This is a genomic window from Hydrogenophaga sp. H7 (genome assembly GCF_002025745.1).
GTDB classification, from domain to species: domain Bacteria; phylum Pseudomonadota; class Gammaproteobacteria; order Burkholderiales; family Burkholderiaceae_C; genus Hydrogenophaga; species Hydrogenophaga pseudoflava.
This window is the reverse complement of sequence record NZ_MCIC01000017.1, coordinates 45,974-62,054: the sequence shown is the minus strand read 5'-3', so window position 1 is coordinate 62,054 and position 16,081 is coordinate 45,974. Positions and strand designations below refer to the sequence as shown.

Here is a 16,081-nt window from a genome sequence, read left to right as displayed (position 1 = left end):
CTGTTCAGCGCGCCAGCACCGGCGCCAGCACCTTGCCCGTGTGGGTGCCGAGCGCCACCACCTCCTCCGGCGCCGCCGCCGCCACGATGCGGCCGCCGCCCGAGCCGCCTTCCGGCCCGAGGTCGATGATCCAGTCGGCCTCGGCCATCACGTCCAGGTCGTGTTCGATCACGACCACGCTGTGGCCACCGTCCACCAGGCGGTGCAGCACGCGGATGAGTTTTTCCACGTCGGCCATGTGCAGGCCCACCGTGGGTTCGTCCAGCACGTACAGCGTGTGCGGCGCCTTCTGGCCGCGGCGGCCTACCTCGTCGCGCACCTTGCTGAGTTCGGTCACCAGCTTGATGCGCTGCGCCTCGCCGCCACTGAGCGTGGGTGACGGCTGACCCAGCGTGAGGTAGCCCAGGCCCACGTCCTTGAGCAATTGCAGCGGGTGGCTGATGGCGGGCATGCTGGCGAAGAACTCCACCGCCTCGTCCACCGCCATCTGCAGCACGTCGCCGATGTTCTTGCCCTTCCAGGTGACGGCCAGGGTCTCGGGGTTGAAGCGCGCGCCGTGGCAGACCTCGCAAGGCACCTTCACGTCGGGCAGGAAGCTCATCTCGATGGTGCGCATGCCCTGCCCTTCGCAGGCGGGGCAGCGGCCTTCGCCGGTGTTGAAGCTGAAGCGGCCCGGGCCGTAGCCGCGCGCCTTGGCTTCCAGCGTGTCGGCGAACAGCTTGCGCACCGTGTCCCAGAAGCCGATGTAGGTGGCCGGGCAGGAGCGCGGCGTCTTGCCGATCGGCGTCTGGTCGACCTCGAGCACGCGGTCCACGGTCTCGCTGCCCAGCAGCTTGCTGCAGCCGGTCCAGGCGGGGCGCACACCCTCGTTGTCCCAGGCCTGGCGGCCGGCGAAGGTGCTGCGCATCGACACCGCCTCGGCCACATTGGTGAGCAGCACGTCGCGCGCCAGCGTGGACTTGCCGGAACCGCTGACGCCGGTGACCACCACCAGGCGCTTGAGCGGCACGGCCACGTCCACCTGCTGCAGGTTGTGCATGGTGGCGCCGCGCAGTTCGAGCTGCTCACCGTCGGCGGTGACGGCGCGCCGCGGCTGCAGCGGGTGCTTCATCGCGTGCAGCAGGTAGCGGCCGGTCAGCGACTCTTCGCTGGCCGACAGGTCGGCCACCGTGCCCTGCGCCACCACGCGGCCGCCGCGTTTGCCGGCGCTGGGGCCAATGTCGATGATGTGGTCGGCACGGCGGATGGTGTCCTCGTCGTGCTCCACCACCACCAGGGTGTTGCCCATGTCGCCCAGCTTGTGCAGCGCGTCCAGCAGGATCTGGTTGTCGCGCGGGTGCAGGCCGATGGTCGGCTCGTCCAGCACGTAACACACGCCCTGCAGGTTGCTGCCGAGTTGGGCGGCCAGGCGGATGCGCTGCGCCTCGCCGCCGCTGAGCGTGGGGGCGCCGCGGTCCAGCGTCAGATAGGACAGCCCCACTTCTTCGAGGAAGGCCAGGCGGCTTTCGATTTCGGGCAGCAGGTCACGAGCAATGTCGGCTTCCCGACTGCTCAAGCCACCGTCGGCCATGAGCGCACGGACCTTCTGCCGCACCTCGCTCACCGACAGGCGCGCGATGTCGGTGATGCCCACACCGCCGAACTTCACAGCCCGCGCCTGCGCGTTCAGCCGCGTGCCTTCGCAGCTGGGGCAGGCCTCATCGGTCAGGTCGTCCACCTCGGGCTCGGCGAAGCTCTGCTCGCGGCCCTTCTGGTCGTCGTCGCGCACCGAATCGTCCAGCGCCTTGCGCTGCTCGCGCGAGAGCTTGACGCCCGTGCCCACACAGTCGGGGCACCAGCCGTGTTTGCTGTTGTAGGAGAACAGACGCGGGTCCAGTTCGGGGTAGCTTGTGCCGCAGGTCGGGCAGGCGCGCGTGGTGGAGAACACCTCCAGTTTGCCCAAGCCGGCGGTGGAACGCCCCTCGGCCAGCGCGGGCGCGAGGCCGTCAAGATCGGTCAGCAAGTGCAGCGTGCCCTTGCCGATTTCGAGCGCCTTGGTCAGCTGGGTGCGCAGCCAGGCTTCGTTCGCCGGGTCCACCACGCCGTCGGCCACCGGCAGTTCGATGGTGTGTTCCTTGAAACGGTCGATGCGCGGGAAACCGGTGGTGGGCAGGAACTCGCCGTCCACTCGCAGGTGCGTGTAGCCGCGCGGACGCGCCCAGTCGGCCAGCTCGGTGTAGACGCCCTTGCGGTTGACCACCAGCGGCGCCAGCAGGCCGATGTGGCGGCCGCGGTAGCGGGTGAGGATGGCGGCGGCGATGCTCTCGGGGCTTTGCGGCATCACGGCCGCGCCGTCGTGCACGCAGTGCTGCGTGCCCAGCTTCACGTAGAGCAGGCGCAGGAAGTGCCAGACCTCGGTGGTGGTACCCACGGTGGACTTGCGGCCGCCGCGGCTGAGGCGCTGCTCGATCGCCACCGTGGGCGGGATGCCGTAGACCGCGTCCACCTCGGGCCGGCCCGCGGGCTGCACGATGCTGCGTGCGTAGGCGTTGAGCGATTCGAGGTAGCGCCGCTGGCCTTCGTTGAACAGGATGTCGAAGGCCAGCGTGCTCTTGCCCGAACCGCTGACGCCGGAGATGACGTTGAACTTGCCGCGCGGGATGTCCACGCTCAGGTTCTTGAGGTTGTGTTCCTTGGCGTTGACGATGCGCACCGCGTTGCCGCCGGCCTGCGCGGGCCGTCGCTTCACGGCATAGCTCGCGATCACGTCGCTCACCGTGTGCACCTTGTCCATGGCGGCGGCGTAGTCGCGCAGGGCCTTGGCGGTGTGGCTGCTGCGGTGCTCGCGCACCTCCTCGGGCGGGCCTTCGGCCACCACCAGGCCACCGCCCGAACCGCCTTCGGGGCCGAGGTCGATCAGCCAGTCGGCGCTGCGGATCACGTCCAGGTTGTGTTCGATCACGATCAGCGAATGGCCGGCTTCGAGCAGCTTGCGCAGCGAGCGCATGAGCTTGGCGATGTCGTCGAAGTGCAGGCCGGTGGTCGGCTCGTCGAACAGGAACAGCGTGCCCTTGCGGGCCAGCGCCTGGCGGCTGGCCGCGCTGTTCTTGGCCGCCTCGGCCAGGAAGCCCGCGAGCTTGAGGCGCTGCGCCTCGCCGCCCGAGAGCGTGGGCACGGGCTGGCCCAGCTTCACGTATTCCAGCCCCACGTCGACGATGGGCTGCAGCACGCGGATGACCTCGCGGTCGGCCTTGAACAGGTCCGCGGCTTCGCTCACGGTGAGTTCCAGCACATCGGCCACGTTGAGCATCCGCCCGCCGCGTTCGATGCGCACCTCCAGCACCTCGGGCCGGTAACGCTTGCCATCGCAGTCCGGGCAGCGCAGGTAGACATCGCTCAGGAACTGCATTTCCACGTGCTCGAAGCCCGAGCCGCCGCAGGTCGGGCAGCGCCCGTCACCGCTGTTGAAGCTGAACTTGGCCGCGGTGTAGCTGCGCTGGCGCGCAAGCGGCGCGTCGGCGAACAGCGAGCGGATCGCGTCCCAGGCGCCGACGTAGCTGACCGGGTTGGAGCGCGCGGTCTTGCCGATGGGCGACTGGTCCACATAGACCACCTCGCTCAGGAAGTCGGCACCCAGCAGGCGGTCGTGCGCGCCCGGCGTTTCGGTGGCCTTGCCGAAATGTCGCAGCAGCGCGGGCGCGAGCACGTCCTGGATCAGCGTGGACTTGCCCGAGCCGGAGACGCCGGTGACCACGGTCAGGCGCTGCAGCGGGAACTCGACGTAGAGGTTCTGCAGGTTGTGCTCGCGCGCGCCTTCGAGGATCAGGCGCGGCGTGCTGTCGGTGACCATGCGCTTGAAGCCCATGCCCACGGTCTTGCGCGCGCCGAGGTAGGCGCCCGTGAGCGTGTCGGCGCTGCGGATGGCCTCGGGCGTGCCGTCGAACACGATCTGCCCACCGCGCTCGCCGGGGCCGGGGCCCATGTCGATCAGGCGGTCGGCGGCCAGCATCACGGCCGGGTCGTGCTCGACCACCACCAGGGTGTTGCCAGCGTCGCGCAGGCGCAGCATGGCGTCGTTGATGCGCGCCATGTCGCGCGGGTGCAGGCCGATGCTGGGCTCGTCGAGCACGAACAGCGTATTGACCAGCGAGGTGCCGAGCGCGGTGGTGAGGTTGATGCGCTGGACTTCGCCGCCGCTCAAGGTGCGGCTCTGGCGGTCCAGCGTGAGGTAGCCGATGCCGACCTCGCACAGGTAGCGCAAGCGGGTGTTGATCTCTTCGAAGAGCAGCTTCAGGGCCTGTTGTTCGCCGCTGCCCTTGATGCTCGCTGCATCGGCGCGGGNGCGCGGGGGGCAGGGGCTGCGTCGTCAGTCGCAGGCTCCGATTCCTCCTTCGCCCCCGCCCCCCGCGCCGATGCGGGCGCGGGCGTTCCGAGGTTCTTCGCCAGGTCGTCGAAGAAGCGCCGCAGATCGGTCAGCGGCATCAGCATCAGGTCGTGCAGGCACAGGCCGGGCAGGGCTTCAAGCTGCGCGCGCGACCACTTCACCCCGGTCGGCAGGTAGCGCCTGCCGGCCGGCAGCACCGCGTCGGCCTGCGCCTTCGTGCCGATGCGCCACAGCAGGCTGTCGGTCTTCAGGCGCGCGCCGCCACAGCTGGGGCATTCGGTGTAGCTGCGGTACTTGGACAGCAGCACCCGGATGTGCATCTTGTAGGCCTTGGTCTCCAGGTACTCGAAGAAGCGCGCCACGCCGTACCACTGCTTGCCCCACTGGCCGTCCTTGTAGCTGGGGGTGCCGCCGATGACCCACTGCTTCTGCTCGGACGTGAGCTTGTTCCAGGGCGTGTCGCGCGGAATGCCGGAGATTTCCGCGTGGCGCATCAGGTCGTCCTGGCACTCTTTCCACGCGGGGGTCTGGAACACCTTGACCGCACCGTTGCGCAGCGTGAGCTTCTGATCCGGGATCACCAGGCCGTAGTCGACCCCGATCACACGCCCGAAGCCGCGGCAGGCCTCGCAGGCGCCGACGGCGGAGTTGAAGGAAAAGGCGGAGGGCGTGGGCTCGGTGTAGCGGATGTCGCTTTCCGGGCAGTGCAGGCCAGTCGAAAACCTCCAGATGTCCGGCGTCATGGCCCCCACGCTCCCCGCTTCGCGTGGTTCGCTGCCCCCCGAGGGGGCTGACCCGACTTGGGGCGGCCCGGCGTCGGGTCGGCCCTCTTCCTTCAGCACATAGACCATCAGCTTGCCGGCGCCGCGCTTGAGGCCGGCTTCGATGGCCTCCATCACCCGCGCCGGTTCGGCGTTGCCCAGGCGGAAGCGGTCGGCCACCACGTCCAGCAGCTTGACCGCCTCGATCACCGGCTTGGCCTTCTTGCCCTTGGCGGGGGCCTCCTCCTTGGCCTCGCGCTGCACGGTGCGTTCGGCCTGCACGCGGGTGTAGCCGCTGGCAGAGAGCCACTGCTCGACTTCTTCGGGCGTGGTGGACGCCGGCAGCTCGACCGGGAAGGTCACGACCAGCCGGGGGTCACCTTGCTCGGCGGAACGCCTTTGCAGTTCCGCGTAAATGGACTCCGGCGAATCGTGCCGCACCGGCAGCGCGGTCTCGCGGTCGAACAGGTTCGCCCCGCGCGCGAACAGCAGCTTGAGGTGGTCGTTCAGCTCGGTCATGGTGCCGACCGTGGAGCGCGACGAGCGCACCGGGTTGGTCTGGTCGATGGCGATGGCCGGGGGCACGCCCTCGACCTTGTCCACCGCCGGCTTGTCCATGCGGTCCAGGAACTGGCGCGCGTAGGCGCTGAAGGTCTCGACGTAGCGCCGCTGGCCTTCGGCGAACAGGGTGTCGAACACCAGGCTGGACTTGCCCGACCCGCTGGGGCCGGTGACCACCGTGAGCTCGCCGGTGCGGATGTCCAGATCGAGGTTCTTGAGGTTGTGCTGGCGGGCACCGCGGATGCGGATCGTGCCGCCGCCGTCTGCGGGCGCCTCGACAGGGGACAGGGGTTCGTCGGCGGGGCGGAGATCGTCGGACATGCAGGCCTTCCTGAGAGGGAGCCGAACATTCTAGGAGCCGCACGTCGGGCTGTCCGGGGGCTACGTCATTCCCCCAATGCCGCGGTCCCCTCCGCTGCCTAGACTGGCGCTCCCAAAGGAGACAGACGAATGACAAACACAACAAGCGTGCGCCGGACCCTCGGCGCCATGGGGCTGGCCGCTGCGCTGGCCTGGCCCGCAGCCGCCTGGTCGCAGATCCGCATCGGCCAGACCGCCGGCTTCAGCGGCCCCGTGGCCGCCGGGGTGAAAGAAACCACCGACGGCGCCAGGCTGTACTTCGACGCCATCAACGCCAAAGGCGGGGTGAACGGAGAGAAGATCGACCTGGTGTCGCTGGACGACAAGTTCGACCCCAAGCTGGCGGCCGAAAACGCCCGGAAGCTGGCCGACGACAAGGAGGTGGTCGGCCTGTTCCTGAACCGCGGCACCCCGCACACGCAGGCCATCCTGCCGGTGCTGGCGGACGCCAAGCTGCCCCTGGTGGGCCCGTCCACCGGCGCCATGGTGCTGCACCGACCCGTCAACCCGTGGGTGTTCAACGTGCGCGCCACCTACCAGCGCGAGGCCGAGCGCGCGGTGCAGCACCTGAGCCTGATCGGTATGGACCGCATCGGCGTGCTGCATGTGGAGGACAGCTTCGGCGCCGACCTGCTCGAAGGCGCCCAGAAGGGCTTTTCGTCGGTGGGCAAGAGCCCGCTGTTCATCGAGAAGTTCGACCGCGCCCAATGGGACTTCAGCGCGATCGCCCCCCGCATCGCCAGCTCGGGCGCCCAGGCGGTGCTGTTCATCGGCTCGGGCGTGGCGGTGGCCGATGGCGTGGCCGCCATCCGCAAGGCCGGCTCGCGCGCCCAGATCATCACCAACTCCAACAACGCCTCCGGCGGCTTCGTGAAGTCCCTGGGCACCCACGCCTCGGGCACCATCGTCACCCAGGTCTTCCCGTACGAGCGCTCGCTCTCGGTGGCCATGGTGAAGGAGGCGATGGACCTGGCCAAGGCCAAGGGACTGGAGGGCGTGAGCCCGGCGATGCTGGAAGGCTTCGCGGCGGCCAAGGTGCTGGTGGCGGGCCTGCAGCGCGCCGGCGCCAACCCGACACGGGCCAAGCTGCGCGACGCGCTGGAAGGGCTGTCCAAACTGGACATCGGCGGCCTTGAGGTGGGCTTCGGGCCGAACGACCACACCGGTCTGGAGTTTGTCGACCTGTCCATCATCGACAGCGGCGGCAAGTTCCGCCGCTGAGCAGCGCTCAGTCCTTGACGATCAGCACCGGCAGGCGGGTGTGCGTGAGCACCTTCTGCGCCACGCTGCCCAGCACCAGCGCCTTGACGCCCTGGCGGCCGTGCGAGGCCATCACGATCAGGTCGCAGCCTTCGGCCTGCGCCGTCTCGATCACCCCTTCGTAGACCACGTTGCGCTCGATGGTGTCGCCGGCAAACGGCACGCCTTCGGCCGCGAAGACCTTGCCCAGCTCATCCAGCGCCTGCCCGGCCACGCTGCGCGATTCGGCCAGGTAGGCCTGCAGGCCGGCGGCCGATGCGTCCCCGATGCCGATGTAGGGGAACGGGTCGATGACGTAGACGCCGATCACCTGGGCGCCGTGCGCCTTGGCCAGCTGCACCGCGGTGGAGGCCGCACGCAGGGCCAGCGCGGAACCGTCGGTGGGGACGAGGATTTTCTTGAACATGTCGTATCTCCTTGTGGGTGAGCGCATTTCTCAGAGCGCCCGGGCGCCGGGACAGGCCCAGGACACAGTCATATTAGTGGCATCCTGAGCCAGCGGCTCTGCGCGAGATCAATGAGGCCGCTTCAGGCCTTGCGCTGCACGCCCACGGGCAGACGGTGCGCCGCCTCCCAGTCGCCGCACTGGAACCACGCCGCGCCGTCCAGGCTTTCGCGCAGCATCGGCAGCGCGTCCAGCCCCCAGAACACCCGCCCACCCGCGACCATGGACGGCACGCCGAACAGGCCCAGCGCCAGCGCCCGCTCGGTGTTGTCGCGCAGCCGCTGCTTCACCACCTCGCTGTCGGGTTCGTTCCAGGGTTTGTCGCGCTGCCGCATGTGGTCCTGCAGCTGCGATTGCAGGGCCAGCAGGCGCGCGGGGTCGAGCGGATCGGCGCCGCCGTGCCAGACGTGGTGGAACAGCTGCTCGGTCACATACCGGTTGGTCTGGCCGGGCGCGTCGTCGGTGGAGGCGCACAGCCCCAGACGCAGCAGCGGCAGCGGGTTGAAGGGGTGCATCGCCGGCAGGTCCAGCCGCACGCCGTGGCGCTGCGCCAGCCAGAGCACCTGGCGGTAGGTCCAGTCGCGCTTGGACGGGATCTCGGCTGGGCCGAGCTGTCCGTGCGCCTTGAGCAGCGCCGCGAACAGCACCGGGCGGTAGTGCACCAGCACGCTCAGCCCTTCGAGGGCCTGGGGCAGCCGCTCGAAGGCCAGGTGGGCATAGGGCGAGATCGGGTCGTAGAAGAAGTCGATCTCGTGCAGGGTGGCGGACATGGCGGCGGAGGGCATCAGGTGATGGAGCGCGGCACCTGGCGCGCCTCGATGCGCTCCCAGATCGCCAGCCGCTGGGTCTCGCCGGCCTGGCCCCAGCCGGCGATCTCGTCGACCGTGCGGTAGCAGCCGCTGCACAGGCCGGTGGCCGGGTTCATCTGGCAGACCGAGATGCAGGGCGAGGGCACCTCGGGGTCGAGGTGGCGCGCACGCGCGTCCTCCAGGTTGATCAGGGGTTTGGGGCGCGGCGGCGGTGATGCCTCGCGGCGGCCGAAGAGTTTCTTGAACATCTTGAAAGGTTCAGGAGGAAGGGGGCGCGGTCACGTCGTGCACAGGCGCGCCGGTGAGCCGCTTGAGGTCGTCGGGGCTCAGGCGGAACACGCCGTGCGGATGGCCGGCCGCGGCCCAGATCACGTCGAAGCGGAACAGCTGGTCGTCGATCAGCGTGACCGGCGGCTCGGCGTGCGCCAGCGGCGACACACCACCGATGGAGAAGCCGGTCTTGGCCTTGACGAAATCGGCATCGGCGCGACCGAGCTTGCCGCCCTCGGCGCAGACGATGGCCTGGACCTTCTTTTCGTCGACGCGCAGGTCGCCCGAGGTGATGACCAGCACGGCCGCATCGTCGCTCTTGCGGCGGAAGATGATGCTCTTGGCGATCTGGCCCAGGGCCACGCCCAGCACGTCGGCGGCCTGCTGCGCGGTCCGGGCCGCGTCGTCGAGCATCACCGGCGTATGCGGATGGCCCAGCGCGGCCAGCACCTCGGTCACGCGCAGCACGCCGGGTGGAAGGGGTACGGAAGCAGAGAGGTTCATGGCCCGCGATGGTAGCGGGCTCAGCCGCCCTTGCGCACCAGCAGCAGGCTCGCCCCCATGGCCATCAGCACGCCGCCGAACACGCGGTTCTGCGCGCGCCGCGCCTTCGCCGTGGCCAGCCAGCGCTGCGCGCGCGAGGCCAGGAAGGCGTAGCCGTGCATCACGATCAGGTCCACACCCACCGAGGTGGCGAGCAGGATCAGCAGCTGCAGCCACAGCGGCCGCTGCGGGTCGACGAACTGCGGCAGCACCGCCACCATGAACACGATGCCCTTGGGGTTGGTCACATTGGTCATGAAGCCGGTCAGCACCCGCTCGCGCACCGACGGCAGGCCGGCGTGCTTCACCAGCGCCTCGCCGGCGGCGGGGGCCTGCTGCGCGACCGGCGCGCGCCACTGCTTCACGCCTAGGTAGATCAGGTAGGCCGCGCCCACCAACTTGACCACGGTGAACGCGGCCGCCGAGGCCAGCAGCAGCGCGCCCACGCCCACCCCGGCGATCAGCAGGATCACCGCCAGTCCCAGCTGCAGGCCGGCGATCGTCGCGCTGGTCTGGCGCACGCCATAGGCCAGGCCATGGCTCATCGACAGCACCGCGCCGGAACCCGGCGAAATGGCGATCACCCAGGACGCCGCGAAGAACGCCAGCCAGACGCTGAACTCCATGGCGATCACCCTGCCCTCTTGGCCAGCAGCGCCCGCGCCACGCGCGAGCCGCTCGGGCGGCCCAGGTGATCGCTGATGAACTGGCCGGCGTCGACCAGCGCGTCGATGTCGATGCCCGTCTCGCTGCCCATGCCGTGCAGCAGGTAGACCACGTCTTCGGTGGCCACGTTGCCGGTGGCGCCCTTGGCGTAGGGGCAGCCGCCCAGCCCCGCCACGGACGACTGGAAGTTCCAGACGCCCAGTTCCAGCGCGGCCAGCGTGTTGGACAGCGCCTGGCCATAGGTGTCGTGGAAATGCCCGCTGATGTGGTCGATGGGGAAGTGCCGCTGCGTGGCCTCGATGGCCGCCTGCACCTTGCGCGGCGTGCCCACGCCGATGGTGTCGGCCACGTCCACGCGCTCGACGCCGATGCCCTTCATCAGCCCCGCGAGGTAAGCCACGCGCTCGGGCGCGATGTCGCCCTCGTAGGGGCAACCCACGGTGCAGCTCATGGCGCCGCGCACCGCGATGCCGGCGGCCTTCGCAGCAGCGACCACCGGCGCGAAGCGCTCGATGCTCTCGGCGATGGAGCAGTTGATGTTCTTCTGGCTGAAGGCCTCGCTGGCGGCGCCGAAGACGACGATCTCGTCGGGCTTGTCGAGCACCGCTGCCTCGTAGCCCTTGAGGTTGGGCGTAAGCACCGAGTAGCGCACGCCGCCCTGGCGCGTCATGCCGGCCATCACCTCGTGGTTGTCGGCCATCTGCGGCACCCACTTGGGCGACACATAGGACGTGACCTCGATCTCCTTCAGGCCCGCGGCCTGCAGACGCTGCACGAGTTCGATCTTGACCGCCGCCGGCACCGGCTGCTTCTCGTTCTGCAGGCCGTCGCGCGGGCCGACGTCGATGAGGCGGACTTTCGATGGGATGTTCATGGTGTGTCTCTTCTTCAATAGCCGCGGACCGGGTCCACGACACCGGCCACCGGCTGGCCGGCTTCGAGCGCGCGGATCTTGCCGGCGATCTGGGCAATGCTCTCGTCGCGCAGCGTGCGCGCCGACGTGTGGGGTGTGACGGTGATTTTCGGGTGCTGCCAGAAGGGGTGGCCGGCGGGCAGCGGCTCGGTGCGGAACACGTCCAGCGTGGCGCCGGCCATGTGGCCGCTGTCCAGCAGGGCCAGCAGGTCGTCTTCCACCAGGTGGGCGCCGCGCGCCACGTTGATCAGGTAGCCGCCCGGCTTGAGCCGGCCCAGCGACTTGCGGTTGAGGATGTCGCGTGTGTCCGGCGTGAGCGGCAGCAGGTTCACCAGCACCCGGCTGTTGCCGAGGAAGGTGTCCAAGCCGACCTCGCCGCTGTGGGTCACCACACCTTCGATGGCCTTGGGGCTGCGGCTCCAGCCGAAGACCGGAAACTCGAACACCCGCAGCGCCTTCGCCACGCGCTCACCGAGCACGCCCAGCCCCATCACGCCGACCGGGAAGTCCTTGCGCTCGCGCGGTTTGCGGTACGACCATTTGCCGGCCTTCACGTCGGCCTCGTAGCCGTCGAACTCGCGGAAGTGGCGGATCACGGCGTGGCACACGTACTCGGCCATCTGCACCGACATGCCCGCATCATCCAGACGCACGACCTTCACACCTGGCGGCAGACGCAGCTTCAGCAGCGCATCGACGCCGGCACCGATGTTGAACAGGCCCTTGAGCGCGGGCTGTTCGTCCAGAAACTGTTGGGGCGGCGCCCAGACCACGGCGTGGTCGGCCTGGGGCGCGCCGGCTTGCCAGACGGTGACGGTGGCGCCGGGCAGCGCCGCGCGCAGGCCCTCCAGCCAGGGCTCGGCCTTGGTGTCGGTGCAGCAGAATGTGATGTTCATGCGCCGAGCTTAGCGGGCCCGGAGCCGCCGGGCCGCCCCAAGGCGACGAGCGCCCCCTTGGGGGGGCAGCGTCGGACACGCAGTGCCGAGCGTGGGGGCACCCATTCTTACCCTTGGGCTCACGCGGTGGCGACCGCCAGCTTCAACAGTTCCGCGCCCTCGGCCACCTGGTCACCGGGTGCGAACAGCAGCTCGGCCACCGTGCCGTCGGCCGGCGCGGCGATGGTGTGCTCCATCTTCATGGCTTCCATCACCGCCAGGGGCTGGCCCTTGCGGACGGTGTCGCCGGCCTTGACGGCAAAGCTCACCACCTTGCCCGGCATGGGCGCGGTCAGGCGCCCGCCTTCGGCCGCGGTCTCGCCAGCGTGGGCCAGCGCGTCCAGCTCGGTGATCACGGTCGCGCCGCGGTCGCAGAACAGGTGCACGCTCTCGCCGAGCTGCCAGCACTGCACCGTCTGGCGCTGGCCGTTGTACTGCAGATCCACCACGGTGCCGCTGTCGGCCGGCTGGGCCTGGAAGTTGAGCACGGCGTCGGCATCACCCACCGCCAGTTGCAGCGCACCGCCGTGCCCGTAGGTCAGCTGCGCGGTCAGCGCGTCGCCCTGGTATTCGAAGTCGAAGCGGCGCTGGGTCAGACCGAACGGCCGCCAGCCGTCGGTGCGCGAGAACGGGTCGGCGCCCTCACCGGCCTTTTCGTGCACCAGGGTCTGGGCCACCGCAGCGGCCACGGCCAGGGTGCGGCCCACCGGGTCCTGGCTGAACAGCGCCTCGGCCTCGCGCGGGATCAGCGCCGTGTCGAGCCTGGCGGACGAGAAGGCGCCGCTGCGCACCACATGGCGCAGGAACTGCACATTGGTCGCCAGGCCCACGATGCGCGTGGCCGCCAGCGCCGCGTCCAGCTTGGCCAGCGCCTCGGCGCGCGTGGCGCCGTGCACGATCAGCTTGGCGACCATGGAGTCGTAGAACGGGCTGATCACATCGCCCTCGCGCACGCCGTCGTCGAAGCGCACCCCGCCGCGCTCGAACGCCACGTGCGCGGGCTTGCGGTACACGTCCAGACGACCGGTGGCGGGCAGGAAGTTGTTGTCCGGGTTCTCGGCGCAGATGCGCGCCTCGATGGCGTGGCCTTGGATGCGCAGCTCGTGCTGCTGCAGCGGCAGCTTCTCTCCCGACGCGACGCGCAGCTGCCACTCGACCAGATCGAGCCCGGTGATGGCCTCGGTCACCGGGTGCTCCACCTGCAGGCGCGTGTTCATCTCCATGAAATAGAAGCGCATCTGCTCGGGATGCTCGTAGCCGCCGGGCTGCTCGACGATGAACTCCACCGTGCCGGCGCCCACATAGTTCACCGCCTTGGCCGCGGCCACCGCCGCCTCGCCCATCTGCTGGCGCAGCGCGGGCGTCATGCCCGGCGCGGGCGCTTCTTCCAGCACCTTCTGGTGGCGCCGCTGCACCGAACAGTCGCGCTCGAACAGGTAGACGCAGTCACCGTGGGTGTCGCCGAAGACCTGGATTTCAATGTGGCGCGGGCGCTGCACGTACTTCTCGATCAGCACCGCGTCGCTGCCGAAGCTGTTGATGGCCTCGCGCTTGCAGGACGCCAGCGCCGCGGCGAAGTCCTCGGCCTTGTCCACCGCGCGCATGCCCTTGCCGCCGCCGCCCGCGCTGGCCTTGATCAGCACCGGGTAGCCGATGCGGTCGGCCTCGCGCTGCAGCAGCGCCGGGTCCTGGTCTTCGCCGTGGTAGCCCGGCACCAGCGGCACGCCGGCCTGCTCCATCAGGCGCTTGGACTCGGCCTTCAGGCCCATGGCCTGGATCGCCGACGAGGGCGGGCCGATGAAGACCAGACCCGCTTTCGCGCAGGCGTCGGCAAAGGCCTCGTTCTCGCTCAGGAAGCCGTAGCCGGGGTGGATGGCCTGCGCGCCCGTGGCCCGGGCGGCGTCGATGATGCGTTCCCACTGCAGGTAGCTCTGCTTGGGCGCGCTGCCGCCGATGTGCACCGACTCGTCGCAGGCGGCCACGTGCTTGGCGTTCGCATCGGCGTCGGAGTACACGGCCACGGTGCGCACGCCCAGGCGGCGGGCGGTGGCGGCGACACGGCAGGCGATTTCGCCGCGGTTGGCGATCAGGATCTTGGAGAACATGCGGCTTTTCCTATGCGGGAGCGGAGTCGGGGGAGAACAGGTTGCGCAGACGGCGGAACGCCGCACGCAGGAACTTGAACAGCATCCAGGTGACGATCCACATCAGCACCAGCGCGATCAGCAGCAGGATGCCGAAGACCACCGGGTGGCTGGTCGCGAGCCAGACGGCACCGATCACCAGGCCGTCCTCGACCAGGCTCATGGCGACGTTGGAGAAGGGCTCGGGCGAGGTGTTGATGGCCGCGCGCGTGCTGGTCTTGGCCGCCTGGCTGCTGGCGGCCAACGTGCCGCCCAGCAGCGCGGCCACCACGGCCATGGTGGCGTTGTCGGCGCCGAACACGCCGGCGGCCAGCGCGGCGCCGGCCGGCACACGGACCACGCTGTTGACGATGTCCCAGAGCGAGTCCAGGCCCGGGATCTTGTCGGCAAAAAACTCGACGAACAGCAGCGCGCCGCTGGCCGCGAGCACCGCCGGGTGCTGCAGCACCTGCAGACCCTCGGGCAGCGGCAGCCAGCCCACCAGCCCCATGGAACCGACGAGGAAGACCACCGCGTAGAGGCGGAAACCGCTGGCCCAGCCCAGTGCGGCAGCGAGCGCGAGCAGGCTGGTCATGTCCAGCTGGCTGGCGGCCGCGCCCACACCCTCGGCGACCTGGCCGCCGATCTGCGCGCCGGCCTCGGCCGCCTGCTGTCCGGCCTGGGCGCCGAAGCCCCTGAGCCATTCCACGAAGCTGTTCCAGATCGCGTTCATGCCGTGTCCTCCTGAAGGGAAAGGACCAGATTACCCCGCCAGCCAGGCGGGTTTGCGCTTCTGCAGAAAAGACGCCACACCTTCGCGGCCTTCGTCACTCGCGCGGATGTCGGCAATGCCTTCCACCGTCGCGGCAATAAGCGCGTCGTCGATGGTGCGTTCGGCCACGTCCTGCACCAGGCGCTTGCAGGCTCGCACGGCCGCCGGGCTGGCGCTCACCAGCGCCTGAGCCAGTTCGGCCACCTTGGTCTCCAGCGCATCGGCGTCCACGAGTTCGTGCACGAAGCCGATGCGGTGCGCCTCCTCGGCGGAGAAACGCTCGGCGGTGAGGAAGTAGCGGTGCGCGGCGCGCGCGCCCATGGCTCGGATCACGTAGGGGCTGATGGTGGCCGGGATCAGGCCCAGCTTCACCTCGGACAGGCAGTAGGTCGCGGTGCGCACGCTGACCGCCATGTCGCAGGCCGCGACCAGGCCCATGCCACCGGCGAACACGTCGCCCTGCACGGCGGCGATGGTCGGCTTGGGGCACTCGTAGATGGCCTTGAGCATGGCGGCGAGCTGGCCGGCGTCGGCGATGTTCTCGTCGCGCGTGTAGTCGGCCATGCGGCGCATCCAGTTCAGGTCGGCGCCGGCGCAGAAGGCCGGGCCCTCGGCCGCCAGCACCACGGCGCGCACGTCGTCGCGCGCACCCACGCTTTCAAACGCGGCCTTGAGCTGCTGGATCACTTCGTCGTTGAAGGCATTGCGCACTTCGGGGCGGGTGAGCGTGATGCGGGCGGTGCGGTCCTGCACCTTGACGGTCAGGGCCATGGTCGTGGGGGTCGTCATTTCGAGGCTTCCTCTTGCAGCAGGTACACCAGGTCCAGCTCCGGGCTGGCGTGACCCAGCGCGGTCAGCGCCGCTGTGATCTGGCCGCGGTGGTGCGTGCCGTGGTTGAACACGTGGGCCAGCGTAGGCGCAAAGGGCAGGCTCATCACCTGGCCGCGCATGTTGGTGTAGTTCAGGGCCCCGTCGAAGCGCTCGGCGGGCCAGCCCTCGATCAGAGGCAGCCAGTTGGCCGCGCCGCCCTTGAGCGCCTGGCCCAGCCGGTCGCGGTCGGGCTCGACCTCGGCGTTCAGCTCCACCTTGGGCGAGACGCCCCGGGCAAAACGCGGATACCACAGCATGTGCTCGCCCACCAGCAGGTGGTTCAGCGTGCCGTGGATGCTCTTGAAGAACAGGCCCACGTCCTTGCGGTAGTCGGCCTCGGACACATTCGCCACCGCGTCGAGCAGGCGGCGTGTGGCCCACACGTTGTAGCGGGCGAGCTGCAGGAAGTGGGCGCGGGCGTCCATGCCGA

Annotated in this window: 12 protein-coding genes and 1 pseudogene; 1 reads left to right on the top strand and 12 read right to left on the bottom strand. The window is 69.7% G+C overall.

The features are described 5' to 3' along the window. Positions 1-4: 4 nt before the first annotated feature. Positions 5-6,006, bottom strand: a pseudogene (gene uvrA / locus BC358_RS15960) (excinuclease ABC subunit UvrA). A gap of 129 nt (positions 6,007-6,135) precedes the next feature. Here uvrA and BC358_RS15955 point away from each other — a divergent pair. Beyond that, positions 6,136-7,266 (top strand): ABC transporter substrate-binding protein, encoded by a 1,131-nt coding sequence (locus tag BC358_RS15955; protein ID WP_079366610.1) that lies wholly within the window; start codon positions 6,136-6,138, stop codon positions 7,264-7,266. A gap of 7 nt (positions 7,267-7,273) precedes the next feature. Here BC358_RS15955 and BC358_RS15950 read toward each other — a convergent pair whose 3' ends face one another. The 11 genes from BC358_RS15950 to BC358_RS15900 all read right to left on the bottom strand — a co-directional run bounded on the left by BC358_RS15950 (position 7,274) and on the right by BC358_RS15900 (position 16,076). Beyond that, complete coding sequence (locus tag BC358_RS15950) at positions 7,274-7,711, bottom strand: universal stress protein (RefSeq protein WP_066155259.1); 438 nt, start codon at positions 7,709-7,711, stop codon at positions 7,274-7,276. A 122-nt stretch (positions 7,712-7,833) separates the two neighbouring features. Next, the gene (locus BC358_RS15945) at positions 7,834-8,535 is read right to left on the bottom strand and encodes a 2-hydroxychromene-2-carboxylate isomerase (protein ID WP_256861543.1); all 702 of its coding nucleotides are present in this window, start codon (positions 8,533-8,535) and stop codon (positions 7,834-7,836) included. Then, positions 8,535-8,807, bottom strand: coding sequence for a DUF1289 domain-containing protein (locus BC358_RS15940; RefSeq protein ID WP_079366608.1), 273 nt, complete (start codon positions 8,805-8,807; stop codon positions 8,535-8,537). The genes BC358_RS15945 and BC358_RS15940 overlap by 1 nt, the downstream gene beginning before the upstream one ends. Before the next feature lie 10 nt (positions 8,808-8,817). After that, complete coding sequence (locus tag BC358_RS15935) at positions 8,818-9,333, bottom strand: YbaK/EbsC family protein (protein WP_079366607.1); 516 nt, start codon at positions 9,331-9,333, stop codon at positions 8,818-8,820. A 20-nt stretch (positions 9,334-9,353) separates the two neighbouring features. Then, positions 9,354-9,998, bottom strand: coding sequence for a LysE family transporter (locus BC358_RS15930; protein ID WP_079366821.1), 645 nt, complete (start codon positions 9,996-9,998; stop codon positions 9,354-9,356). Positions 9,999-10,003: 5 nt separating this feature from the next. Continuing rightward, a complete protein-coding gene (locus BC358_RS15925) occupies positions 10,004-10,912 on the bottom strand; it encodes a hydroxymethylglutaryl-CoA lyase (protein WP_079366606.1) in 909 nt (302 codons plus the stop codon). Positions 10,913-10,926: 14 nt separating this feature from the next. Beyond that, positions 10,927-11,847, bottom strand: coding sequence for a glyoxylate/hydroxypyruvate reductase A (locus BC358_RS15920; RefSeq protein ID WP_079366605.1), 921 nt, complete (start codon positions 11,845-11,847; stop codon positions 10,927-10,929). 119 nt (positions 11,848-11,966) lie between these two features. After that, entirely contained in the window at positions 11,967-13,991 is a 2,025-nt protein-coding gene (locus BC358_RS15915; RefSeq protein ID WP_079366604.1) for an acetyl/propionyl/methylcrotonyl-CoA carboxylase subunit alpha, read from the bottom strand. Positions 13,992-14,001: 10 nt separating this feature from the next. Further along, positions 14,002-14,742 (bottom strand): DUF4126 domain-containing protein, encoded by a 741-nt coding sequence (locus tag BC358_RS15910; protein ID WP_079366603.1) that lies wholly within the window; start codon positions 14,740-14,742, stop codon positions 14,002-14,004. A 30-nt stretch (positions 14,743-14,772) separates the two neighbouring features. Further along, a complete protein-coding gene (locus BC358_RS15905; protein ID WP_241559612.1) occupies positions 14,773-15,570 on the bottom strand; it encodes an enoyl-CoA hydratase/isomerase family protein in 798 nt (265 codons plus the stop codon). Then, positions 15,567-16,076, bottom strand: coding sequence for a DinB family protein (locus BC358_RS15900; RefSeq protein WP_079366602.1), 510 nt, complete (start codon positions 16,074-16,076; stop codon positions 15,567-15,569). The genes BC358_RS15905 and BC358_RS15900 overlap by 4 nt, the downstream gene beginning before the upstream one ends. Positions 16,077-16,081: the final 5 nt, after the last annotated feature.